Annotated in this window: 34 protein-coding genes; 4 read left to right on the forward strand and 30 right to left on the reverse strand. The window is 43.7% G+C overall.

Features of this window, described 5'->3' with window-relative positions; genetic code table 11:
- Positions 1-111 precede the first annotated feature (111 nt).
- The 15 genes from ACO5R6_RS01670 to ACO5R6_RS01740 all read right to left on the reverse strand — a co-directional run bounded on the left by ACO5R6_RS01670 (position 112) and on the right by ACO5R6_RS01740 (position 9,888).
- Complete coding sequence (locus ACO5R6_RS01670) at positions 112-618, reverse strand: YfbM family protein (RefSeq protein WP_485625444.1); 507 nt, start codon at positions 616-618, stop codon at positions 112-114.
- 88 nt (positions 619-706) lie between these two features.
- Positions 707-1,192 (reverse strand): imm68 putative immunity domain-containing protein, encoded by a 486-nt coding sequence (locus tag ACO5R6_RS01675; protein WP_485625445.1) that lies wholly within the window; start codon positions 1,190-1,192, stop codon positions 707-709.
- Positions 1,193-1,337: 145 nt separating this feature from the next.
- Positions 1,338-2,246: a radical SAM mobile pair protein B gene (locus ACO5R6_RS01680; protein ID WP_485625446.1), complete on the reverse strand. Its 909-nt coding sequence runs from the start codon at positions 2,244-2,246 to the stop codon at positions 1,338-1,340.
- Positions 2,234-2,923: a radical SAM mobile pair protein A gene (locus tag ACO5R6_RS01685; protein WP_485625447.1), complete on the reverse strand. Its 690-nt coding sequence runs from the start codon at positions 2,921-2,923 to the stop codon at positions 2,234-2,236. Before ACO5R6_RS01685 ends, ACO5R6_RS01680 begins: the two co-directional genes overlap by 13 nt.
- Complete coding sequence (locus ACO5R6_RS01690) at positions 2,920-3,357, reverse strand: radical SAM mobile pair system MarR family transcriptional regulator (RefSeq protein ID WP_009219716.1); 438 nt, start codon at positions 3,355-3,357, stop codon at positions 2,920-2,922. Before ACO5R6_RS01690 ends, ACO5R6_RS01685 begins: the two co-directional genes overlap by 4 nt.
- A 96-nt stretch (positions 3,358-3,453) precedes the next feature.
- Complete coding sequence (locus tag ACO5R6_RS01695; protein WP_485625448.1) at positions 3,454-3,768, reverse strand: TfoX/Sxy family protein; 315 nt, start codon at positions 3,766-3,768, stop codon at positions 3,454-3,456.
- Between the two features lie 88 nt (positions 3,769-3,856).
- Positions 3,857-4,276: a hypothetical protein gene (locus tag ACO5R6_RS01700; protein ID WP_485625449.1), complete on the reverse strand. Its 420-nt coding sequence runs from the start codon at positions 4,274-4,276 to the stop codon at positions 3,857-3,859.
- Positions 4,277-4,296: 20 nt separating this feature from the next.
- Positions 4,297-4,515: a hypothetical protein gene (locus ACO5R6_RS01705; protein ID WP_485625450.1), complete on the reverse strand. Its 219-nt coding sequence runs from the start codon at positions 4,513-4,515 to the stop codon at positions 4,297-4,299.
- Positions 4,516-4,749: 234 nt separating this feature from the next.
- A complete protein-coding gene (locus ACO5R6_RS01710; protein WP_485625451.1) occupies positions 4,750-5,598 on the reverse strand; it encodes a YwqG family protein in 849 nt (282 codons plus the stop codon).
- A 123-nt stretch (positions 5,599-5,721) separates the two neighbouring features.
- A complete protein-coding gene (locus ACO5R6_RS01715; protein ID WP_485625452.1) occupies positions 5,722-6,126 on the reverse strand; it encodes a hypothetical protein in 405 nt (134 codons plus the stop codon).
- 309 nt (positions 6,127-6,435) lie between these two features.
- Entirely contained in the window at positions 6,436-6,843 is a 408-nt protein-coding gene (locus tag ACO5R6_RS01720) for a hypothetical protein (protein WP_485625453.1), read from the reverse strand.
- Between the two features lie 202 nt (positions 6,844-7,045).
- Positions 7,046-7,429, reverse strand: coding sequence for a hypothetical protein (locus ACO5R6_RS01725; RefSeq protein ID WP_485625454.1), 384 nt, complete (start codon positions 7,427-7,429; stop codon positions 7,046-7,048).
- 113 nt (positions 7,430-7,542) lie between these two features.
- On the reverse strand, positions 7,543-8,706 hold the full coding sequence (locus ACO5R6_RS01730) for a hypothetical protein (RefSeq protein ID WP_485625455.1): 1,164 nt from the start codon (positions 8,704-8,706) through the stop codon (positions 7,543-7,545).
- Positions 8,699-9,670, reverse strand: coding sequence for a DNA-methyltransferase (locus ACO5R6_RS01735; RefSeq protein WP_485625456.1), 972 nt, complete (start codon positions 9,668-9,670; stop codon positions 8,699-8,701). The genes ACO5R6_RS01730 and ACO5R6_RS01735 overlap by 8 nt, the downstream gene beginning before the upstream one ends.
- Before the next feature lie 11 nt (positions 9,671-9,681).
- Positions 9,682-9,888, reverse strand: coding sequence for a helix-turn-helix domain-containing protein (locus ACO5R6_RS01740; protein WP_485625457.1), 207 nt, complete (start codon positions 9,886-9,888; stop codon positions 9,682-9,684).
- Between the two features lie 160 nt (positions 9,889-10,048).
- Between ACO5R6_RS01740 and ACO5R6_RS01745 the strand changes: the two genes are divergently transcribed.
- Both ACO5R6_RS01745 and ACO5R6_RS01750 read left to right on the forward strand, forming a co-directional pair.
- Positions 10,049-10,330 (forward strand): type II toxin-antitoxin system RelB/DinJ family antitoxin, encoded by a 282-nt coding sequence (locus ACO5R6_RS01745; RefSeq protein ID WP_485625458.1) that lies wholly within the window; start codon positions 10,049-10,051, stop codon positions 10,328-10,330.
- Positions 10,320-10,595 (forward strand): type II toxin-antitoxin system YafQ family toxin, encoded by a 276-nt coding sequence (locus tag ACO5R6_RS01750; protein ID WP_485625459.1) that lies wholly within the window; start codon positions 10,320-10,322, stop codon positions 10,593-10,595. The genes ACO5R6_RS01745 and ACO5R6_RS01750 overlap by 11 nt, the downstream gene beginning before the upstream one ends.
- A gap of 98 nt (positions 10,596-10,693) precedes the next feature.
- Here ACO5R6_RS01750 and ACO5R6_RS01755 read toward each other — a convergent pair whose 3' ends face one another.
- Together ACO5R6_RS01755 and ACO5R6_RS01760 are read right to left on the reverse strand one after the other, a co-directional pair.
- Positions 10,694-11,329: an L-2-amino-thiazoline-4-carboxylic acid hydrolase gene (locus ACO5R6_RS01755; protein WP_485625460.1), complete on the reverse strand. Its 636-nt coding sequence runs from the start codon at positions 11,327-11,329 to the stop codon at positions 10,694-10,696.
- A gap of 65 nt (positions 11,330-11,394) precedes the next feature.
- Positions 11,395-11,595, reverse strand: coding sequence for a helix-turn-helix domain-containing protein (locus ACO5R6_RS01760; protein WP_485625461.1), 201 nt, complete (start codon positions 11,593-11,595; stop codon positions 11,395-11,397).
- Between the two features lie 535 nt (positions 11,596-12,130).
- On the opposite strand from ACO5R6_RS01760, the gene istA reads away from it, so the two are divergent.
- The gene (gene istA / locus ACO5R6_RS01765; protein WP_485625463.1) at positions 12,131-13,720 is read left to right on the forward strand and encodes an IS21 family transposase; all 1,590 of its coding nucleotides are present in this window, start codon (positions 12,131-12,133) and stop codon (positions 13,718-13,720) included.
- Positions 13,710-14,204 (forward strand): ATP-binding protein, encoded by a 495-nt coding sequence (locus tag ACO5R6_RS01770; protein WP_485625464.1) that lies wholly within the window; start codon positions 13,710-13,712, stop codon positions 14,202-14,204. Before istA ends, ACO5R6_RS01770 begins: the two co-directional genes overlap by 11 nt.
- Before the next feature lie 177 nt (positions 14,205-14,381).
- On the opposite strand, the gene istB is transcribed toward ACO5R6_RS01770, so the two are convergent.
- From istB to ACO5R6_RS01835, 13 genes are all read right to left on the reverse strand, one after another.
- The gene (istB, locus tag ACO5R6_RS01775) at positions 14,382-15,170 is read right to left on the reverse strand and encodes an IS21-like element helper ATPase IstB (protein WP_485625465.1); all 789 of its coding nucleotides are present in this window, start codon (positions 15,168-15,170) and stop codon (positions 14,382-14,384) included.
- A complete protein-coding gene (locus tag ACO5R6_RS01780; protein ID WP_485625466.1) occupies positions 15,167-15,658 on the reverse strand; it encodes a hypothetical protein in 492 nt (163 codons plus the stop codon). The genes istB and ACO5R6_RS01780 overlap by 4 nt, the downstream gene beginning before the upstream one ends.
- Before the next feature lie 18 nt (positions 15,659-15,676).
- The gene (locus tag ACO5R6_RS01785; RefSeq protein WP_485625467.1) at positions 15,677-16,270 is read right to left on the reverse strand and encodes a transposase; all 594 of its coding nucleotides are present in this window, start codon (positions 16,268-16,270) and stop codon (positions 15,677-15,679) included.
- A gap of 12 nt (positions 16,271-16,282) precedes the next feature.
- Positions 16,283-17,158, reverse strand: coding sequence for an IS3 family transposase (locus tag ACO5R6_RS01790; RefSeq protein WP_485625468.1), 876 nt, complete (start codon positions 17,156-17,158; stop codon positions 16,283-16,285).
- Between the two features lie 29 nt (positions 17,159-17,187).
- Entirely contained in the window at positions 17,188-17,526 is a 339-nt protein-coding gene (locus ACO5R6_RS01795) for a transposase (protein ID WP_485625469.1), read from the reverse strand.
- Positions 17,527-17,599: 73 nt separating this feature from the next.
- A complete protein-coding gene (locus ACO5R6_RS01800) occupies positions 17,600-18,103 on the reverse strand; it encodes a hypothetical protein (RefSeq protein WP_485625470.1) in 504 nt (167 codons plus the stop codon).
- Positions 18,104-18,263: 160 nt separating this feature from the next.
- Entirely contained in the window at positions 18,264-18,449 is a 186-nt protein-coding gene (locus ACO5R6_RS01805; RefSeq protein WP_485625471.1) for a Maff2 family mobile element protein, read from the reverse strand.
- Between the two features lies 1 nt (position 18,450).
- The gene (locus ACO5R6_RS01810) at positions 18,451-18,762 is read right to left on the reverse strand and encodes a single-stranded DNA-binding protein (protein ID WP_485625472.1); all 312 of its coding nucleotides are present in this window, start codon (positions 18,760-18,762) and stop codon (positions 18,451-18,453) included.
- 192 nt (positions 18,763-18,954) lie between these two features.
- Positions 18,955-19,623 carry a hypothetical protein gene (locus tag ACO5R6_RS01815; RefSeq protein ID WP_485625473.1) on the reverse strand — a complete coding sequence of 223 codons (669 nt, stop codon included), beginning with the start codon at positions 19,621-19,623 and terminating at the stop codon, positions 18,955-18,957.
- 125 nt (positions 19,624-19,748) lie between these two features.
- On the reverse strand, positions 19,749-20,030 hold the full coding sequence (locus ACO5R6_RS01820) for a CD1845 family protein (RefSeq protein ID WP_485625474.1): 282 nt from the start codon (positions 20,028-20,030) through the stop codon (positions 19,749-19,751).
- Between the two features lie 18 nt (positions 20,031-20,048).
- Positions 20,049-21,821: a 23S rRNA (uracil(1939)-C(5))-methyltransferase RlmD gene (gene rlmD / locus ACO5R6_RS01825; RefSeq protein WP_485625475.1), complete on the reverse strand. Its 1,773-nt coding sequence runs from the start codon at positions 21,819-21,821 to the stop codon at positions 20,049-20,051.
- A 42-nt stretch (positions 21,822-21,863) separates the two neighbouring features.
- Positions 21,864-22,898 carry a hypothetical protein gene (locus ACO5R6_RS01830; RefSeq protein ID WP_485625476.1) on the reverse strand — a complete coding sequence of 345 codons (1,035 nt, stop codon included), beginning with the start codon at positions 22,896-22,898 and terminating at the stop codon, positions 21,864-21,866.
- A 203-nt stretch (positions 22,899-23,101) separates the two neighbouring features.
- On the reverse strand, positions 23,102-23,350 hold the full coding sequence (locus tag ACO5R6_RS01835; protein ID WP_485625477.1) for a hypothetical protein: 249 nt from the start codon (positions 23,348-23,350) through the stop codon (positions 23,102-23,104).
- Between the last annotated feature and the right edge of the window lie 86 nt (positions 23,351-23,436).

The raw sequence follows: 23,436 nt of genomic DNA on the forward strand, positions 1-23,436 counted from the left end.
TTTCACCTTCTTTCTGACGGAACCCTACACTTAGATCATACAGGAAGCTCCTTTGTGTACCTCATCTGTTCTCACATGGGGATCGGAGTGTCCAGTTTTTTGTCCGCCCCCCTAATAAATTGTAACTAAAACATTCCCTTTCACTTTAAGTATTTTTTTATAAAAGTCTTTCATATTTTGAAAACAATCCATGATTTCTTCTTTTATTTCATCAGTTTCTTCTTCATACTCCCAAATATTCGGATATAAGTCAGCTTCTTTACAGGCTTTCATTGTGAATTTATCTAAAGCCATTTTTATATCAAAATTTTCTAAAGCTGAAACAATATCAGCTATTCTTGTTTTCTCCGTATAGGCTATAAACTCATCAACATCATCAATTGAAATTACACCAACCACTGCTTCGCTAAGAGGATTATTTTCCATAGGATTACTGCAATCTATACCAGTCAGAATAAAATGAAGTGCATCCCACATTTTGTCTATATCAAGCAATATTTCAGCTTGTTCATTCCAATCTTCAACTTCCTCAAAAATTTCATCTTCTTCTGCATTAAAAGATTTAAGTGCTTTTAGATTTTCATCACTTATGTATTGATAATTAGCAATCATTCCCATTTTTAATCCCTCCCGAAACCCCAGTTTGTTCATTTCAAAATATATTTTTGCATAAGTAAGTGGTGTTTCACCATCCTCTTTACAAATTTTAATTTAACAACTCTTGTCTAAGGCTTTCACAAATTTCTGCCATTTCTAACATATCATCCTGCGGAACAAGTTCGCAAAGGTCATACTCAAGAGGGTTGTGAGAAAAATCGGCAAGTGTTCTATCTATAAATTCGTAGTCTTTTTGCGTAGCAATGATATTTATTATACGCGAAGATGTATCAAATGGTTCTAATTCATGCAAATCCACACTACCACTCATTTTACATTCTAACAGTATCGCTGCAAGATCAGTTATTACATCAATAGCAAAATGGAACTCAATATCAATTCCTAAAGAATCAGTGAATCCCAAAGATCCAATAGTGTTCCTAAAATTTTCGACTTGTTTATGAAACCCTAAATTTTTAAGTATCTCGGAAAATGCGATTTCATTACTCTCTTGTTCTTCTAAAAAAGCAATAAGGTTAAGACTATCATCCGTATCCCCAATGTAATTATTCCAATATTTATTCTCAATATACATTCTGACTTTCCTCCAACTTCAAATTTATTGATGAATAGCCTTTTTGAGTTGCATTTAAATCTTTAATTTTAATCATCTCGACAAACTGGAATTGTGCGTTTGAAGCGAAGCAAAATACGAATGCACCGCAGCAATAAATTTCTGTTTAACGATTTCTTTTTCCGGTATTTTCTGTCCCTCGGATTTCCTCATGATAGAAATAATCCACAATCACCGGATGTCCCTGCGTGACCCTGCCATAAGGCATTTCATTATCCACAAAGGGACAATCATACTTCTTAGCCATTTCCGCAGCTTTTACTTCAAGCGCTTCAAAGTAGCTGCGGTTATGCTTGTTATAGATCTCATCGTAAAGCGGTACAAGATCAGGATATTTTCCGGCGATATAATCCATGATCGTCTTTTTGAAGCCGCCCCGAAGATTGAGGTTTTCGAGCCAGAACAGATCGCACTGATCCTTTACCCGCTCAAAGATGGCTTCAAAGTCCGTGATACCGGGGAATACCGGGGATACGAAACAGACTGTACGGATACCTGCATCATATACCTGCTTCATAGCAGCGATACGACGCTCAATGCTCGAAGCAGAGTCCATATCGTTCTTGAAATTTTCATCCAGTGTGTTGATCGACCATGAAACGGTCACTCGTCCAAGCTTCTTCAGCAGATCAATATCACTTACCACAAGATCAGACTTTGTGCAGATCAGAATATCTGCGTCACTGCCAATCAACTGCTCCAGAAGTTTTCTGGTATTCCCGAATTGCTCCTCCTGTGGATTGTAGCCATCCGTCACAGAACCGATGACCACCCGCTGTCCGGCATATTTCTTCGGATTTTTAATTTCCGGCCAATGCTTCACATCAAGGAAAGTGCCCCATTCCTCCGTGTGTCCGGTAAAGCGCTTCATAAAAGAAGCATAGCAATACTTGCAGGCATGTGTACAGCCTACATAGGGATTGACCGAGTAACCGCCTACCGGCAGACTGGACTTGGTCATGATGTTCTTTGTTTCCACCTCACTAATGAGGATTCCATCGATTACTTCTGCCATGATCTCTGTACCACCAACACTTTATTGAATTCCTCCGGCATTTCCTGAATCATATTTTCATCCCCTATGATAGGGACAAGGTCTTCCTTCATAAACACCGGAATGCCGAGCGCATATGCCTGGTCCGTCAGAGACCATGCCCACTCCGGCTCCGTATGAACCTTCCTGCTCTGAGTTCCAGTCATGGTGCCGACAACGATCCAGTTGATTCCGGAAAGATCAACTGTACCGGGATCGTCGAATAACGGCTCAAAGGTAACATGGTAGTGTTTTGCTCTGACGTTTTCCCGAAGGGCGTCAATACGCCACAGTTCTGCTTTCCTCGTCACCGTAACGCCAAACCATGCGTTTTCCAGATCGGTATCAAAATCCAGCAGATCGGGGCACTTGGTCAGGAACAGGAACTGATGCTGTGGATTTTCACGGATCTTTGCAAATACCTCGTCTCTCCATTCCGGCTTCCATCCGGAGAGATCGCTCATGCCGGTAAGAAGAAAGTTCTGCGGACGTTTCTTTTCCATCATCTTGAGCTTGCCCGGAAAGAACTCAGGATCAGCAAAGTCATCGATCATATGCCAGCGCTTTACATTGTTGCGGGCATAGCAATATGCACACCTCACTGTGCAGCCGATGACGAGATTCATGTTCTGAATCTGATCTTTGATACAAATACTCATGACTTCTGCCACTCCTCAAGATTCTTTCTGATGCGGTCGAGGCATTCCTCAAACCGGGTAATTTCTTCCTCTGAAAAACCTTTGTAGTAAATGCTGCCCATCTCATCAGATACAGAATCGTACTCGCCCTTTAAGGCATGTGCTTTCTCAGTCAGAAACAGGAGTGTTTTCCTTTTGTCCGTTTCAGACTGAACACGGCTTATCAGCCCTTGATGTTCCATTCTTTCCAGCATCGTCGTAAGAGATGTTATCGCTAATCCGCATTTGACCGAGAGTGACCTGATCGAGATTCCATCCTCCTGCCACAGCACATAAAGAATGCGCCCCTGGGCTCCATTGAACGCATCAATATTCTTTTCGCTGAGAATCTTCTCAAAAATCCGGTCACCAAGCTGTTTTATTTTGGTGACAAGAAATCCTCCATTTGTTTTCATGCAAAAGCTCCTATATAGTAGTTTATAAAAACATACTATATAGGAGCTTTATTGTCAACAGTTTGTATGTCTGAATAAAGGAAAAATCTAATTTGATTATTTCTTTGGTTTTGGTGCAGGTAACTCCTCATACATTGAGTTGAATAAGCCGGTTAAAAATTCTTTGTTGTCAACATCACCTACCAACAGCATTTCCTTTGCTCCATTATATGGTAATTCATACTTTGCATTTGGCATATATGCTATTGCAGATTTAACAGGCTTCACTAAAAGCCTATCATCATAAATTCCACCAACAATTTTTCCGCGATAATAAACAATATATTCGCCCATCATTGATCTATATGTTATTTCTTCCAACTCGGATAATTGTTCTAAAATGAAATCTAAATATTCTTTACTTGAAGCCATACCCTGCACCTCCAAAAATTCAAATTTACAGATTCAGCATTCGCAGTAACGGAAAGTTCAAATTTCTCCTGTTGTCTTTTTTGATAATTTATTTTTTAACACGATACACCATATCTCCGCTATTCCAAATATACATAATTGCCGATACCGGTGGTTTTCCGTCTACCCAAAGCCAACCTGTATATGTCGTTGTGTTACCAAAATAGCCTTCCGTGATTATTTCAAATTCTGAGTCTGCATATTCATCCATAAATTGCTGTAAGTCAATGGCCTTTCCGTTAAAACGTCCTTCACCCAAGGTTTTGTTAAATATCAATACGTCACACATGTCCACATCGCAATTTCTAAAACATATTTCACCTGGGTATGATTTTTCTTCGCCATCAACAAATTCATATATTTTACCAACTTTTAACATCAAAGTTTTGTTGTGAAATTTGATTTCTTTCACCTTGCTATCATGAAGACTGAAAAGAATGTTACTAGTTCTGTCGTGTATAAAATCCATATGATTCCTCACAGATTAAATCAATATTCCTCGTCAGCAACAGAACCGATACGAATAATTCCTCTTGTTTCCTTTGTTGTCTGTTTTTGTGCAAACTGACTACCATCAACTCTTTTAACACAACATAAAAGTTCCAGCGTAAAACCAGCCGTTCTATCACAGTATCCGTATATTAAAACACCATCAGCATCCTCATATCCCGGAAAATCTTGCGCCACTGCCTTTATTGTTTCGCTCATCGGAAAGATACAAAAATTGTGATATAAAGGTCTAAACCCGTCTCGGAATATTTCACGGCTATACCCCCTATTCTCCCTCAAAAAACAATTTACAAGCAACTCGTAAAAGTACGCGGTAGCATAAAAGCAAAAACTATTAATGTCTTAAAGCCGTAATAGGTATTACGTAAACACCGTCATTTCTTTTATAAGCAAAAGGCGCTTTGGCACATCTGCTGATTTGCACTGATTATATTAGCAACAGTCCCAGCTATACAGGCACTCGGTAAAATCTAAATTACGTAATTGCTCTTTTGTCGCAAAGAAATTTCCTACGCCACAGTCACCCCACAATATGTAATAATCGTCAGTTCCGAACTCGGAATCCAGCTGAAACAGTAACTCGGTGTAATCCTCAAAGTCGTCGTACATGCGTGGATCTTCCTGCGTGAAATGACCATAGCCCCCTATCTGCGTGTGACTCGAGATATCGAGTGCCTCCATAATCTCATCAACCTCTTCTTCGTCTATGTCGTACATCTCGTATATTTCTTCTATCTGCTTCCCCGGAAAGTTCTGATTCCATTTCTCTACGAACACCTCTTCAAATCTGAAATCGTTCGGCATAGTCCACTGGCTAGTTTTTTCAAAGGACATGGCAAATGGTGCACCGTCATTAATCGGTGTGATAAGTTCGTCTTCCTTCTTATCCTTCTGTGGTTCATACATCTCTCTGAGTTCCTCTTCAGAGAAATGCTCGTCTATCTCTGGATAGTAAATAACCCTTTTCTTGCTATCTGAAGTAGGCCTTCTATAGTCGTTGCCCAGATTATAGTCTCCGCCAAATATCCAAAATTGCATGATGCCCTTAACTGGGTAGATACTATTCTCTGGTAGCTCCTCGCAGTTTATCTGCGCCAAATACATCAGCTGTTCGCCCCTATCGGTGGTAGGGATGTTCGCAGTCTTCGGCAAATAAAACCAGCCCGCAACATTGCTGCCTGTCAGCGAAGTCTTGGTTTCGGGGATTAAATTGATTTTTATGGTCTCCTTATTCTCGATTTTCTTGAAATCTTCGATGAAAGCTTTTATTTTATCATTCATAATATCGCCTTTCTTAGTGTACAGTGGTTTGTAATGGTCTGTAATGGTGTGTAATTTAAGTATAGGTTTCGACGAAATGATACCGATTAACCGCATATATCTAACACGTCCCGTCGCTGCGTTTTAGTACACTTCGCAGATTACTTCTGGGTTGGCATCAAATTCCTCATTGAAGCTAACTAGCAGATACAGTTCGCCTGCTGGAGATTCGCCTACATAATATCCTAGTGCAAATGCATCGTAGCATCCACTCTTATCGAACATTATATCAGTGAGCGAGATACCTTCGATATCCTCTTCGGGAAAATTTCCATTTATCAGGCGCAGTGCCTCCTGATCCAGCTCGGTGAGTTCGACACTTAGCCTTTTCATTAATGGGTCTGGGATAGATTTTACATCCCTTTCGCTGTATCCGGAGAAGCTAACGTGCAAGTCCTTATCGGACTTGCGACTTATAAAGTATATTCCTGCTGGTGATCTTTCCCATGACTTGCCCTGCCAGAGGGCGATGAGTTGTTGTTTGGTCATGTGATATCCTCTGTGCTTATTGATTATTGCAATATGTGCTATCGCGGTTTATAGCTCTGAATCTTCATCGGTTAACACTTTCTTCTGCCAGCAACGCCACCGCACTTTGGGCATCTCATATATCTGTCTCTACCTCTATGCGGAGCTAAGATCACCTCTCTATAGGTCGGCACGTATCTGTGATGACAGGACTCACATTCATAATACTCTGCTTTTTGCTCAATGCTAACTGCAATAATATAATGGTTGTCGTAGGAGTCTCCTTGTGCTTGTGCATTATATTCATAAACCTTGATATCTCTTACTATTTTAAATCCAGCTCAGCCCCTCAACATTTTTCAGCACCATAGTTTCCCCAGTATAGTCATTTTTTAATTCGACTTCATTTTCCTTGACTTTCACATTATTATACCAACCACCGAGACTGGCACTTTTCCCAGTATGTATATTGATAAGCCTGCTAGTTATAGGATCCCAAGTGTGCTCCTCCACCGTTTCTGCAAGCAGATAGTAAGCATCTAAAAATATCAGATTCCTTCCATACATCCAAAACGGAAGCTTAACATCTAAAAGTGGCAATTTTGCAGAAAAAATTTCATCGCCATGCGGAGGCACTGTCTGGTAGTGAAATTCTATTTCACTACCAGAGTATGCAATAGTCGCCCCTTCACAGCCGATATTTTGAGGAATCCCTTCCTTAGCTAGTATAAACTCCATAGTATCTCCTTATATTTCGCTTAGTACACGCTCACCAGTTCTTTCCAAAAAGCAAGATTACTGTCAGAATCCTCGCGTTCCATCAATTCCACAAACTCTTCTTCAGTGTGCTTCCATACAGCATGTTGAGCAGTTCCCATCGCTCTTATAAATTCTACAAAATCGGAAGCAATAGGTACTATCTCCTCATAACTCATGTCACTTATGAATGCATATATTCCCCGGATTTACGTTCTAATAAAATAGTATAGGGATCTCCGTTTGCAATAATTATTAAGTTCTTTTTGCGAAGAACCGGATACTCCTCATATTCCAGATTGCGGTTAATTAGCCAGTTGAGGCTCATTTCATCCCCATATCCAAACTGGTAGCTGAGAAAGCCGAAATTCCCCCAATTGTAACTTAAAATATTTTCTGTAAATACCGAATCTAAATACTCTATTTCAAGTTCAGATTTTAATTTCTCGATTTCAGACGGAGGAATTTCCTTTTTGCTAAGAATAATTCCATCTGCTATTTCAGCATCAAGTCCATCTGTTTCTTTTCTTATTGAAGATATTATTTCGTCGATTGTTAGTAATTGCATCTACAGTTACTTCCTCTGCTTTATGACTTCATTGGAATGCCTGTTTTCTGATCTGCCCCACGTGTCAAGATCATTCGCCACCGTCTGTTGGTGCAAACTCGCTATTTTGTTTTCTACTTGTTAATCAATTCCTCAAGGAATGCTTCGGCTTTCTTTTTATCTATTATTGTTCCACTATTATCCGCAAGAATCTCTTTTAAGGCATTCCCGACAAACTGTGTTACTCCTCGTGTATTTCGACCCGCCCAATGGTGTTGTACATTTGTTCCATCTATCAATCTATGATCAAAAGCAGAACACAATCTTGCTACAATATTACCTTTATCATCTACTCCAAGAAGATAAATCATATATACAGATTTTTGGGTTGCTAAAAACTCAAGAAGCTTATCAATATTGTATGCTTTGGGATTACCATTCAAAAACAATACCTTTGTTTTTATATCCGTTTCTGTATCATAGTCCGGATAAGATTTTGAATAATCTCCCAATTTATCCTCTGTCTTAAATTCCGGTAATGGTTTCTTATTCTGCAATGAACCAATAATCTGGTCTTTGAGGGATGAACCATTATTGGTTATCAAATACTCTATCACTCTCCCTCGCAGATTTACATTATCAATAAAAGCAGCAATAGCAATTTCACCTTGCACGCGTTTAACACGACTATCAAGATCAGATTTCAGATCTTTATAATCTGCCGATGTAATAAAGCTCTGAGCACGATCGACAGAAGACATTATCGTTCCCTTATTGCTATCATTAACTTCGAATTTAGGAACCCTTCCTACAATATCGTTCGTACTTGCCACTAATCTTTCAAGGTTATCTGTAAAAGAAAGACCGGAATGGTAAGCATATAATCTATCAAAATAACTTGGATCATTCTCCATGTCATTGTAAACAAGCATAATGTCTCCACCATTAAAACTACCCTTGATATTATCAATCCGCAATTCCTTTGATGAATGGCTAATTTTCTGCAAAAATGTACTGTTTGCAAGTAGCAGATAATTCACTGTGGATGCAACAATACATACCAAGAACGGCTTATCATCGTATTTTTGCAGTGCAGATAGTGACAGTACCGTATTGCTCATTCTTTTGCTTTCAGACTTACTAAATCTTATTGCAAAATCAGTGCAATAATACACCTTGCGATCCTGTACCAATGAAAATTCCTTTTGAACAGCATCAGCCAACTTGTTTTTATCGCCAATTCCATCAAGTTTTTTTATATAGGCAACTAACCTATCAACTACAGTTTTGTTATACATTGGCGGCCTCCCATAATGACAATTGCTGTGGCTGTGTTTTTTTCTGCAGGGCATTTGTATTTCTTTCCCAAAATACTCCATCCGTATATCCTTGAATTGAAGAATCTACGTCTGCCATCTCAATTCTTTTTTCAGCCCAAACACAATACTGTTCATTCGCTTCAATTCCCACATAGTGTCTTCCAAGCTTTTTTGCCGTTACAGATGTTGAACCGGATCCAAGAAAAGGATCTAACACTATATCACCCGCATTTGAACTTGCCAAAATCAGCTTTGCTAATAATTTTTCCGGCTTTTGTGTGGGATGTGCAGTATTCTCAGGCATAGACCAATATGGGATAGATATATCGTCCCAAAAATTTGAAGGATAAGTGTTTCTGAAATTACCATCTGCGGTTTCTTCCCAATCCTTCGGCTTGCCATCAACCTTATACGGTGCAATAACTTTTCTTCTTACCTTAACGCTCTCAACATTGAACGTATAAGACTTTGAGTTTGTTGCAAACCAAATATCTTCCATACCATTTTTCCAATTACTCAAAGCACCTCTGCCTTTTTCACGTTGCCAAGTAATTCTGTTCTGAATATGAAAATGTCTCTTCAAAACAGTACCAATTGCAGGACTTGAAGCCCAATCACAACAAACATATACCGAAGCATTCGGCTTTAGCAGGGGGTTAACCTTGCTTATCCATGCTTCCGTATACTGTTCATACATATCATCAGTAGTTTTCTTAAACTTGTTACCGTGAAAATCCTTATCCAAATTGTAAGGCGGATCAACGACAAGTAAGTCTACAAAGCCTTCCGGTAATAGTGGTAATATCTCAAAAGTATCGCCAACAATAGTTTTATCTATTATCTGATCAAGAGAAGCTGATTCAGTTACATGAATACAACGTTCCAAATAACAACGCCCCTCCTCAATACTGATATCAATTGTCTTGTTTCTACCTGCCTTCATGCGATATCTCCTTAATCCTTTTCTATAAAATCCATCATATCGCTCGGACCGCAATCCATTGCTTTACAGATACTCTCTACCTTATCAAGCGCAATGTATTTTCCCTCTTTTATTTTCGATATGATGTTTGCAGAGATATTTGCTCTGCGCATCAATTCAGCATTTGATATCTCTTTTTCAATCATTAGATGTTGTAGTTTTTTATAACTTACTGACATAAAAACCTCCATTTGCCACTAGATGATTATATCACATAAATGTGAATTTTTCAACAGAAACGTGCTATAATGTAGCTTGCAAAACATATCTTTATTTTGTGTTGACATTGCTTGCGCTCTTTCTTATAATAAAGATACTCAAACGAAAGGAGTGATTTAAATGGCTACAACCAATATCAATGTCCGTGTCGATACTGATTTGAAAAAGTATGCCGAAGCATTATTCAATGATCTCGGTCTGAATATGTCTTCCGCTATTACCATGTTCCTTAAGAGCGCTGTATCTCATAACGGTATTCCGTTCGAAGTAAAGCGTATGACTCCGAATGCGGAAACAATCGCTGCTCTTGCTGAGTATGATGCAATGAGGAAGAATCCCGGCAGCTACAAGCGGTATAGTTCTTTTGATGAAATAATGGATGAGGCCTTTGATGAAGCTTGAAATTGTAATATCAAACCAATTCAAGAAGGACCTGAAGCTTGCCAGAAAACGCGGCCTTAAATTAGATAAGCTACGCGAAGTCATAGACACGCTTGCAGAAAAACAGTCGCTTGAAGATAGATATCGCGACCATAATCTGACCGGAGATCACAAGGGATTCCGTGAATGTCACATTGAACCGGACTGGCTTCTCATCTATCGCATCGATGATAATCTTCTTGAATTATTTCTATTTCGCACCGGCACACATTCAGATCTTTTTTAGGCGGCTCTTCGAGGCCGTCTTTTTTATCTGTTTCCTCGCTTTTTATCTATCTTTTGGTCACGGCTTCTGCATAAGATCACCAGATTGAGGAGAAGGTTTCAGCGGGGATTCTTGTTCTGATCCCCTACAATCCAATAATCACAGATATCTCCGCCTGATGCCAGCGTCTGCTCTCGATGAAGCACGCCCTTTCTCGCAGCACATGATAGATAATCCGTATTACAAGCAACCGGAAGCACATCGAGATAACCATTTTCTCTTGCAAATGTATTCATGGGACACCTTGTAAAGTAATAATAAAAGCCATCTTTGTGAAGCGTTTCATCGAAATGAAAATCCCACGTCTTATTTTTGTATTCCGGGTGACTGTCCGCCCATTCCTGCATTTTATGCATAAGACAGGCAAACTTTTTAAGATCCTCCGTTTTATTCAAATTTAAACCGCTTGTAAGCCTTTTTATGATTTTCCCGTTCATAAAATCCGCTGTGACATCGATAAAATCATCGGGGTTAAAATTACCGGCTCTGCAAATGGCCATAAACACATAGCCCATGTAAATATTTCCTGCCATAGGATTGTCCTGACCGATGTCTTCCGTTTTCTCTATCATTTCTCTGTATACGGGCTTTGCCTTTTTCAAGCTTTCTCTTGTTGCCTTTTCTCCAAATTTTCTAATCATAGGTTTTTTTAAGAAAAAGGTCAAAAATTTAAAGTAGAAACTTTTATACTTCATTTAAATCAACTCCTCATAAGTCATTTACTTTTTTTCAAAGAGCAGCCTTGAGCCTGTAAGCATTTTTATTTTATGTAATCAACAATATCGCTGAAATTACAGTCAAGTACCTCACATATTCTCTCAAGAATATGTAGATGAACAGATTCATCTCTGCGCATTTTTGTCATAGTATTCGGAGCAATTTCAGCCGCCTTTCTAAGCTCCGCTCTGCTCATCTTTCTGTCGATAAGAATTTTCCATAATTTGTTATACGAAACAGCCATATTTCCCCTCTTTCTTCAGTTAGATTACGCTAACATTATATTCCTGTTTGTCTTTATTTTCAATAAAACATCGCAAAACTTGCGAAAACTATTATCGTCCACAACCGCACACCCTACACCTACATGTGAGAGGTGACTCTGACGCTTGTAGGCAAAAATCCTTGTATCAATCACGCAACATTTTCATCTTGATAAATTCCATCCAAAAATAATTCTAACTTATAAAAATTGATTGCACCGTCAACAGTTCCCTTGTTACACACCCTCTAAACCAGCAAAACAATAGTTCCATAGTCTCAACACCTCGAAAAACGCTTCTAACAATAGTTCTGTAGTTACAACCCTCTTGAATATTCCGGCCTCATGGTACCGTTTTTCCGCATGATGATACCGCGGCCCGCAACAGCGTACTCTCGGATTTTTTAAGTTAATCCGCGCAGTAGTACCGGCATTCCGCACATATGTACCAGGCCTTGATCCGGAGTAGAATTTGGGATGGGAAATAGTCCCGCTTCTACGAAAGGAGGCCTCTACTATGGCCAAACGGATCCAGGTGCGGCTGATCTTGCAGCTGCACAACAGCGGTATGTCGCAGGACGACATCGCTTCAAGCCGACACATGTCGAAAAGCTCCATCAGCAAGGTGCTGGCGGTCGCACGGGAGAAGAACATCACCTATGCGGACATCCAGGGAATGGATGATACCGCTGTATACAAAATGTTCTTCCCTGACAACCTTCTCTCCGAGGACATCTATGAACTTCCAGATTATGATGCTGTCAGCGAAGACCTAAAGCAGGTCGGCGTCACTATGATGACCCTCTGGAAAGACTACAGGGACAAGTGCCGCGAACATGGCACCATTTCTGTCGGGAAGACAAAGTTCTTCGACGACTATGGGAAGTACTGCCAGACCCACGACATTTCCAATCATCTAGAACATAAGCCCGGCGAACGCTGCGAGGTAGACTGGAGCGGTCCGACCATGAAGGTCGTGAACCGCTATACCGGGGAGGCTCTCAAGGTCTATCTCTTTGTCGGGTGTCTTACCTACAGCCGCTACGCGTACGTTGAGGCGACGCTGAACATGAAGATGGACACCTGGCTCCGGTGCCATGTCCATATGTATGAAGCTTTCGGCGGCGTACCGACACGCACGATCTGTGACAACCTGAAGACCGGCGTCGTAAAGCATCCAAAGGAAGGCGAGGTCATACTTACGGACGCTTACGAGATGTTCGGCCTCCATTACATGACTGCGATCATGCCTGCAGCCGTCCGGAAGCCAAAGCAGAAGGCATCCGTGGAGAACACCGTCGGAAACATCGCGACCACAGTGATCGCGGCATTCCGCCACCGCACTTTCTATAACGTGCCATTCCTGCAGGAAGCGATCAAGGAAGCCGTAAAACGTTACAATGACCAGCCGTTCCAGAAACGGATGGGGAGCCGTTCTTCCGTTCTGGAAGAGGAACGGAGATATCTGCGTCCGCTTCCGGCAGTCCCTTATGAGATAACGACGCTCGTTCCGGACCGCAAGGTCTATCCGAACTGCCATATCTCCCTGCTGAAGAACTGGTACTCGGTGCCGTATATCTACCGCGGCAAGAAGGTCGACGTCAGATATACCGAGACGACGGTCGAGATCTTCTTTGACCATCAGCGGATCGCGTCCCATCCGAAGTTCCCGGACTATGTGGAGAACCGGTATTCTACCCGCGCTTCGGATATGCCGGACGAATTCAACCGACCGGAAATGGATCAGGAGCGCATGTGTGCCTGGGCATCCACGATCGGTCCATACACCAGGGAGGTGATTGACCGGATCTTCCGCAGCGTAAAAGTAAAAGAACAGGGCTATAATGCGGCATTGTCCGTGCTCCATCTAAGCAGCCATTACTCGAATCAGCGTTTCGAAGATGCGTGCCAGATCGCGCTCACCAATACCACATCGCCCCGTTACAAGTATCTTAAGGCGATTCTGGCAAGCAATCAAGACATTATGCTCCGTCAGCGGAAGGACATCCCGGCCCATCCGGGGGCACTGGATTCAGAAAACATCGATCAGGGCGCCTTTGTCCGTGGGGGCAGCTACTACGGAGGAGGTGATCACGATGATCAGTGATGAATCCAGACGCAAACTCCGCGAAATGCAGCTCGAACCGATGATCGAAGCACTCGACAACCAAGAGACGAACCGGGATTCCTACCTTGGCATGAGCTTTGATGACCGTCTGAACCTGCTGATCGACGAATGCTATACGGCAAAGAATAACGACCGCGCCAAAAGGCTGATGCGCTGCGCAAAGCTGAGATATCCAAACGCCGATATCAACACCATATATTACGAAGGACGCGGCCTGAACCGGAACGCGATCCTTGGGCTTGGTTCGTGCAGCTTTATCACCAGCCGGACGAACCTGATCATCAATGGTTTCACCGGTTCCGGGAAGACCCATCTTGCCTGCGCGATCGGAAAGGAATCCTGTCGCCATCTTCACAGGACAAAATATATCCGGATGCCCGACATGCTGGAAATGCTGAACCTTGCCGTACAGTCCGGAAGCAGTATCAGCAGCACGGTAACAAAGCTCTCGAATTATCTGTGAATGTCAACCACTTTTTTAGGTGGTATGGTAAGCAGCTTTTTATGTTCCTCGGTAATGAGTTCTTACACCACTGTGGTAAGCAGATTTTTATGTCAGGCGGTAAGCACTTTTTTACATAACGGTAAGGAGTTTTTTAGGTAAGGTAACTCCTTCCGCCGGTATCTTGAAAACTTTATATCATGTGGTAAACATCTCCGGATGCTTCAGACGGTAGGACTGTCCTCTCAGTGAGAAGCATGCTGCGTGGTGAAGGATTCTGTCCAGCATGGCTGTGGTAAGAACCGGATCACCCATCATCTCGGCCCACTCGGTGATCTCCTTGTTGGTGGTAAAGATGATCGATGTCGTCTCGTATGTATCACTGATGAAGGTAAAGAACCTGTTGGCCTGTGCTCTGCTGATCGGTGTGTATCCGATCTCATCGATGATGACTAACTGTGCCTTCTTGATGTTCTTCAGCCGGAAGCCTGCACTGCGCTCGGTATCAGCATTGTCGAGGATCTTCACAAAGTTGGACATCCTCTCAAAGCATACCGTGTAGCCGCTGTTGATCGCCTCCATGCCGAGGCCCACTGCCAGCATGGTCTTGCCGAGCCCCGGAGGGCCCGCAAGAACGATGTTTGCATTGGTGTCTATCCAGTTCAGTTCCCTGAGCTGCCGGACCTGGCTCTCGCTGATTCCAGATTCCAGCTCCAGCGGATCGAACAGCTCGACAGGCTTAGGATCCGGCGGGAAGTGAGCAGCAGAGAGGTTTCTCTTTCTGCGCCGTTCATTTCTTCCCCTGACCTCTGTTTCCAGAAGATCGAGAAGGAATGCGCGGTAGGACAGCTGATTCAATTCGGCGCACTCCAGTATCTCAGGCAGTTTTCTAGCCGCGTGTTTCAGCGCAAACGTCTGAAGCAGCGCGCTCAGCCGGTCAAGAGGGATATGATCCGTATCCAGGTTTCTGACGATCTGACGTTTCATACCAGGGCCTCTTCTCTGGAGGAAGTGCATCTGGCCTCAAATGCCTTCTGATACACGCTCAGATCCTGTTTCTGAACATCGCTGCACGTGAACCTGTTGCCGCTGATCTGACCCTTTTCTACGGCAGTATAGACAACCTTGAACTGTGAGAACTGATAACGGTACTTCTCACAGCAGATCTTCATAACGACGGCAACCGTGGCGCGGTCAGGCGACTGTTCGTCCAGGAACCGTTCGATCGCCGAGAACTGCTCCACGAGGTAACGGGGGTTCTCTTTCTTGACACCGTTGACGAAGTGCTGGAAGTCGATACAGTTCCATTTCTTTCGCATACGTTCGACGATCGGAATCCACTTGTCCGTCGACTGATGCCTGTGCTCTTTGAGCTGAACTGTCGTGCCACGGCACTCCGACAGCGTATGCGTGCAGACAAATCTTCTGGATTCGTCATAGACATGCATCCTGTTTCCGACAACCTTGTAGAACACGGAATGGAAACAGCAGTCCTACGGCATGGAATACTTGTTGGATCGGTACTTGATGAATGGATAACCGTTCAGCTGTACTTCCACAAAGGAATTCGGTGAGCTCTCGTAGAACGAAGGAATCAGTTCTCTGAGAGAGGGTAGCTCAACTTCGCGGAACACCTCTGCCGGAACACAGTACGTTGCCTGATGTACCCGTTTGTTCTTGCGTTCCTGCCATCCCGGCAGTGAGCGCCAGACATCATCGATGGTTTCCAGGTTTCTTGCACTGAAGAAGTTTTTCTTCACGAATCCTACAGAATTCTCAATCGGACCCTTGGATTCCGGATCCGCCTTGTGGCAGACCCACAGCTTCAGATCCTGTTCTGTGCAGAAGTCCTCGAAGGTTCTGGTCTTGACGACCTCACCGTAGGTCTCTGTCGCAACGAACACGGCATCCTGATCGATGACTAGCACTGACGGGCGGCCGCCGAGCTTGCAGAAGGACCGGTAGAGTGCCTTGCATGCTTCTTCTGCGTTGTACTTGTGATCCTGCGCGTATACGACAAGGTAACGGCTGTACCGGAGCAGCAGACAGATTGATATTGTCAATAATGGTTGACAGATTTTCCTCAAGGATTTACAACCCTAAGCTGCTTCCTGTAAAGATGAATAGTATTGTTGTCTCTTGACCATGGGTGGAAGGCCATCATTTGCGGAACAGATTCGACGGTTATTCCAGTAGCTCATGTAGTAACGCCAGATAAGCTCTTTTAGCTCAGTTACAGTCATCTTCTCGGTGTCATAGCGATCATATAAGAGTTCAGATTTCATTCTCGCCCACATGCTCTCACAACGAGCATTATCATGGCAACGGCCACCATCACTGTTCATGCTCTGTGTTATATGGCAGTCCTGGACGGCTCTACGGTAGCAATCACTGGTGTACTGTACTCCGCGATCGCTATGGCAGATCGCACCTTCGATCTCCGGGTAAGCCTTATGAGCATTCCTCAGGGTTCGGGCACACAACGGGGCCTTCATGTTGGTAGCCATTGCCAATCCTAAGACAGCCAGATCGAAGCAGTCAAACATAGCAGAAACATAGAGTTTCCCATCACTCGCCTTGATTTCGGTTATGTCCGTAACACATTTTGTCAGTGGCTCTGTTGACCTGAAATCCCGCTTGAGCAGATCATCCGATTTACGAGCAGCCTTGTCGGCTTTCGTTATTCCATTTGGCTTACGCTTTGGACGATGACTGATACCAATTTCTTCCATTACTCGATAGACGGTCCGCTCACTCGGGATATCGACATCCTTCGGCTTCTTCTGCAGAAGAGCATCACGCATCCTGGAACGACCATAGGTATCATTACATTCATCTTCCTTTAGGATATCCCGCATAGCATCGGCCAGCTTCTGATATTTCCAAGGCCGATCCTTACGTTGCAGGTATTTATAGAATGCCTGGCGGCTCACATGGAGCATCCGACAGTAGAATGTAAGTTTCCCTTTCATCATGCCGTCTTCTGTCTTAACAGCGATATATTTCAGCCTTTCATTTTTGCTGACTTCAGACGGCTCGCGGCGAAAAAAGCGCTGGCTTCCTCCAGGAACTCGTTTTCTTCTTTAAGACGACGAATTTCCTTATCCTGATCTTTGACCTGCTTACGTAAGGTGATCAGCTCCTCATTCAGGGTCATAGCACTTTTGGGGGTCTGGGATCCCGCTCCAAGATCCAGATTTCCGAGCCTATTAGCGCGTATCCATGTATAGAGCGTGTTTTTGGGGATGCCTAGTTCACGTGCAGCTTTTGCCTGGCCAATTTCTTTTGCCAGCTTAACTGCCTGGATTTTGTACTCCTGATCGTACTGTCTGTTCGTTGCCACTGTAAACGCCTCCTTATTCTCTTAATTATGGTGAAATCCTTGAGAATAAGATGTCAACTTTATTTATACAGCATCAGATGAAGTAGATCCTCAGTCCGCTGTCGATCTTCAGCTCGCCAAAGTCGATGAGCATCTGTTCACCGGGTGCGGTATCAAAGACGTTGTCGTAGATCCGCTGGTTCTTCGGGACTTCGGCAACAATGCCGTTGTCCTTGAGATAGTGGACGTAGTTGCGCAGCGTCTGCGGATTGCCCGGAAGCGCGGTGAACTCACCGTTCTCTATGAACTTCTCTTCGAGAACGTCATAGACCGAGCTGATACACAGGCTCTTGTTCTTCTCGTTGTTGCGCAGTACCTCGATGATCACGGACCGAAACGGCTCGACATCAAAAGCCTTGGGCTTTTCGAGTTTCTCACCGGGATTGTCGGGAACGACATCCATGTCATAGTACTTGCTGATTGTCGGGGCCGAGGGAGGCTTGATTCCCTGTGCCTCGTAGTAGCCGGGGATCTGGCTCTTTGTGTAACCGCGGAGCTTGAGATCCTGTATTTCCTGCATCATGACTTTTGTCAGCATCGGTTGTTCCTCCTCTCGTATGCCTTGAGAAAAGTATACGTGAGTCGGCGATGCTCCTCCTGTTTTACTTGCTGCACAGGAAAAAAGTCCTTACCGCGTCGATAAAAATCTGCTTACCACCTGATATAAAAAAGTGCTTACCACGCAATGAAAGAAATCCTTACCGTACAACGCAAAAACTGCTCACCGTGCGGTGAAAAAACTCGTTACCGTGCAGCTGTAAAATCAGCTTACCATGCATACCGTAACCTTCCATCAGGTTGATCACGCCCCACGCACCGAGTCCTGCTCCTACCGCCATTACCAATACTTTCAGTACATCTACTGCCTGTGTAAAAAATTCCATTTTATTCTTCCTCCTTGTTTTCTTTCTTTTCAATTTTGTTGTATGACTTCACTACAAAGTTTTTGTAAGTCTTACCGTCTTTTTCACGATCTTTAAAATATCCAAAGATATGAATGAGATCGCCTTTTTCAAAGTCTTTCGCTGTTTCCACCTTCTCACCGTAAGCGGCACAGTTGATATATTCCTTGCCTTTCCCGTACTTCTTTACAAATGCAAAATTAACAACTTCTACCGTTTCTCCGTCTTTTTCAAAACTTGAGAAAGTAGGCTCTGCAACCAAGTTGGCATTGATGTTCATCATTTCCTGCTTCATATTTTTAATTTCTCCTTTTCATTTCAATAAAAAAAGCGACTGAAAGTTTAAGTTTTCAATCGTTTTCTAAGCCTCGATATTAAATTTTTCCTACCTGTCAAGTGGGATTTCTTATCCTTATCATCTTTCCTCCTGATTTTGGGTAAAATAAAAGACGATAGAGTTTTTTATTTTCTATCATCTCTAAATATTTTACTTTTTTAATAATATAGGTTTATATGAGCTATTGTCCAAATTATATGCAATACAGTCTAACATATAAAATCCAAACCTAAATTCCTGTTCATACTCATTCCCTATTAGGTCATAATACTTGATTTTGAATTTCAAAAAATCATTAATTTTTTCTCCATTTTTTAAATCCACCTTAATTTTGAATGTAACCTCTTCTCTTGCAGCTGCATAATACTGACTTAAATATTCATAAATATAATACTGTTTCTTAGGATACCCTTCACTATCAAAATATCCTTGCAATCCTTTATCTGGAAATTTCGGTGATAGCTGTATATTTGTCGCACTTTCTTTTCCTATATTCATGAAACCTATTTCTAAAATCAAGCTATTCTCTTCTTTTTTAATTCTATTGTCCTTTAACACTACATTGAAATATGGAATAATTGACGCTCGGGTATTCTGTTCAGATAACAAATTTTGAATTAAAATATCTTTTTGTCTATTTTCTTCTTTGTATATATCAAAATTTTTCTTCCAATTATAATTTTCTTCATTAATTTTTTCAGCTTGCTTTAAGCGTTTACCAGAACAATAATTGCTTATAATTGTATATATCAACGATATAATAGAAATCACAATTGGAATCCATGTCGCTACATCTATATTTCTTAAAAATTCATACATCCATTTCCCTCCATCTTTTTATTAATTAGATATGAAATATTATAACACTCCCTTCCTTGATTTTTCGCAAAGAAAAAGACGATAGTTTTTTCTATCGCCTCCCATAACTATTTTTATGAAATTTTTTAGATTGATTTTATGGCTTCATTGATTCCTTGTATAAAAGCTATGATTGCCGCTCCAATCATCGGTATTCCGTAAGGACTTAACAAGAAACCCAATATCAACGCTTCAATGCCTATTGCAAAGTTCTTTTGAAACAATGATACAACCCCAACAACGACACACATAAACATAAGCAAATATAATATCGTTGTTCCTATGGCAAGTAAAAATGCAAGAAATGCAGTGAGAATACTTAGCGATAGGCTAATTGGAAACAAGATTATTTTTATTATCCATCTCATAAATACCCTCCATTTCTATTAAATCATTTTAAAATGCCTTAAAGCATCCATGATAGCTTCCTCTTTTTCCGGTGTGCATTGTGGAATAAATTGTTTCCCTTTTTTCGATTTATTATAATGCTCCCTCAGTACAATTCCACACTTCTTTTTAATCTGTGCAATATAGAGTGTCGAAACCTTTAAATCAAATTTTTCTAATATATATTCCTTAATTTGTGCATAAGACGCTTTACTTTCAGCACTTGTCAAATCAAGCTCATCAAGCTTAATTTCAACATCTATATGTTTATCGACATCAAGTTTGGACAATAATGCTACTGTCTCCACATGCACCGTGCCCGGAAACATATCCACACACCGCATCCGATCGACCCGATAGCCTCTGGCGATCAGGACTTCCAAGTCCCTGGCCAGGCTGGTCGGTTTGCATGAGATATAGACCATGGCTGGAGCCCCGTAGTCGATGATCTTAGTAAGAGCCTTGGGATGGATTCCGTCTCGCGGCGGATCCAATACGATGAAGTCCGGCTTAACCGCAATGTCGTCAAGGACCTTGAGCACATCGCCCGCGATGAAGTCACAGTTATGAAGACCGTTTTTCTCGGCATTGCTTCTGGCCGCTCCGACCGCCTCTTCAACGATTTCAACGCCGACCACATGGCCGGCTGCGGGAGCCAGGATCTGGGCGATGGTCCCTGTCCCGGAGTATAGGTCGAAGACGTTTTTCCCCCGGATTGCTTCCAGTCCGCTTCCATCTCCCTGCCCGGTTGCGGCCCCTCGGATGAACCCTCTTGCTGTCTCGTAGAGGACCTCGGCCCCTGAGGAGTTGGTCTGAAAGAAGGAAAAGGGGGTGATGTCGAACCGAAGACCTAGAATCTCCTCCGTCAGAAGATCACTCCCGTAGAGAATGTCCGTCCCCTGATCTTCAATCACATCCGCCGGAGAGTCATTTCTGGTATGGAGGAGACCTGTCAGTTCCCCCTCCCACGCGTGTTCGAGCAGGGCCTGCTTCCAGTCATCGAGCAGGCGCCTCTCCTCCCCCTCTGTGAAGGGCTCTCCCTCCCGGTCGACCCGGTTGCCGGAAGTCACAAGGTCTGCCATGAGACTCCCGTCCCTTTGGCTGCGGCGAACCAGCAGGTGACGCAGATATCCCTCATGGCGCAGCTTGTGGTAGAAGCTCATCTTCCTCTCGCGAAAGAAGTCTAGGGTCAGGCGCAGGACATCCCGCATGTCCTGATTGATAATGCGGCACTGATCTACGGGAACAATATCATAGAAGGAGGACCGCCTGTGCATTCCGAGCGCGAGACTCCCCCCCTTCTCCCGGTCACCGAAGGAGAACTCCATCTTGTTGCGGTATTCCTCCCGCATAGGAGAGGCCGTCACCCCCTCGAAGACCCGGTCGAATTCCTCGCCCAGAACCGGCTTCATGAGGCGGCGGACCTGTTCCTCCTTTAAGGTCAGTTGATCTTCATAGGCCAGATTCTGGTAAGCGCAGCCGCCGCAGTCCGCAAAATGGGGGCAGGCCGCCTCCTGAAGCTCATTGGGGGCCTTTGCCAGAATTTCCATGAGGCTTCCCTGACTCCTGCCGCGCCCGGTCCTCTTGAGACGGAGGCGGACCCTCTGCCCCGGGAGAACATTCTTCACTGCGACAAGCCGGGTGGGGTCTGCCCCCTGCGCGATGGCCTCCCGGGATTCCTCCACCTCAACAAGGCCCCTGTTCGGGAAGTCAAGGCTCCTTACCATTCCATCAACGATCTGTCCCCTCTTCACGGCGTACTCCTCATACATCTGCTTCCCTATCAACAGGACACGCTCCGGCACACATCACCCCTAATGCTGATAGTCCCTGACCGGATCGGTCAAAAGCTCAAAACTTGTCATAAGATCATTTTCGTCAAAACGGATATAGCTGTAGAAACCATCCCAGAAGACGTGGTCGGAGCGGGAATTCCAATGGATTCCATAGACCAGGCTTGTGACATCCGCCTTGCTCCCATTCGTGGGACGAAGCCAAAGCTTCTTCTTGAAAATGTGGGAGATTTCCATCGAATCAAGGGGCTTCATCAGGTCGATCCCCTCAAGCGTGACCTTAGTTCCCCTCTCCCGGTTCACTTGACTTCCCTGCTCCTCGATACCGAAACCGATTACCTTGCTGTCCTCTATCAGCTTGTCTTCCTTCTGTCCCGCATAGAGGATGAGATTCCCGATCACATGTCCGTCCTTGACCAGGATATAAGGCGGATAGCCGGAATCAATATTTCTTGACTCAAAGCCCTTTATGACCTTTCTGCTCCGATCCCAACTGTATCTCTGATAATCTCCGCTGGACAGGTAATCATCATACTTAGCATAGCCGGCCTCCTCCCGCCTCAGGTAGACCTCATACCCCTCCCGGTGGAGATCTTCCGCACTCGTCTGATTCATAACGATCGGCGTCTGATCGACCACCAGGCTGGGGGCCTTGGGCGGCAGACCAATCATGAAATAGAGGAGCATCAGATAGAGTGCCGCGAGGAAAGCGGCCATAATGGCCATCATAGACCGGCCGGTCCGCCGCCTCGCATTGAAGATGGAAGTGGCGATCGGAATGGCAATCAGTCTGCCGATCAGGCCGACATTGACTCCGCCCTCATGGACCAGGTTATAGATCAGAAATCCTCCGATCACGATCAGACTGCCGTAGATCAATATCTCCTCGATGGTCGGCTTTCCGGTCTTGGTCTGCTCATTAACGGCATCATCGATCGCTCTTGTTCCGTCTGCCCTCTTTTGCCGCAAGAAACGGAGCATAAATAGATAGACCAGAATATAAAAAATACCCAGGAGTACAAAACTGCCGATAAGGACTGTTTTTGCATTTATCACTTCAGCAAGCCCCCTTTCCTCTGTCCGCTTGGGCCTAATCTGCCCGCTTGGGCCTAATCTGTCCGCTTGGCCCTAATCTGTCCGCTTTGGCCTATGACAAAGCGGACAGCAGAAAAGGATTTCCCATCCCACGGATCGGAAATCCTTCACTCAACCATATCACATGCGCCCGGGTTCCCCGGGCATAGAGATATTCAAGCCCTTCAGTCCGCGAAGCTGCTCTCATCCTTGAGCTCGGTCTCTGCTGCCTGCTTGGCCTCATCAACCTTGGCTGTGAACTCCCCTTCATCCTCATCCTCGAAGAAATCATCGTCATCGAAGGCATCGTCGATGTCATCCATGAACTCTTCCTCGTAATCGGGCTTAAAATACTTATACACTGCATAACCGACACCGGCAACGAGAGCTGCTACTGCGGTCAAACCAAACAGAGTCTTAAATGCCTTCTTCATAGCGCCATACCTCCTGTATGCATGCACAACTTCTACATGTCTCTGATTATATCACATTGCCCGCCAAAGCAAGATACTTCCGATCA

The organism is Shuttleworthella sp. (genome assembly GCF_057251025.1).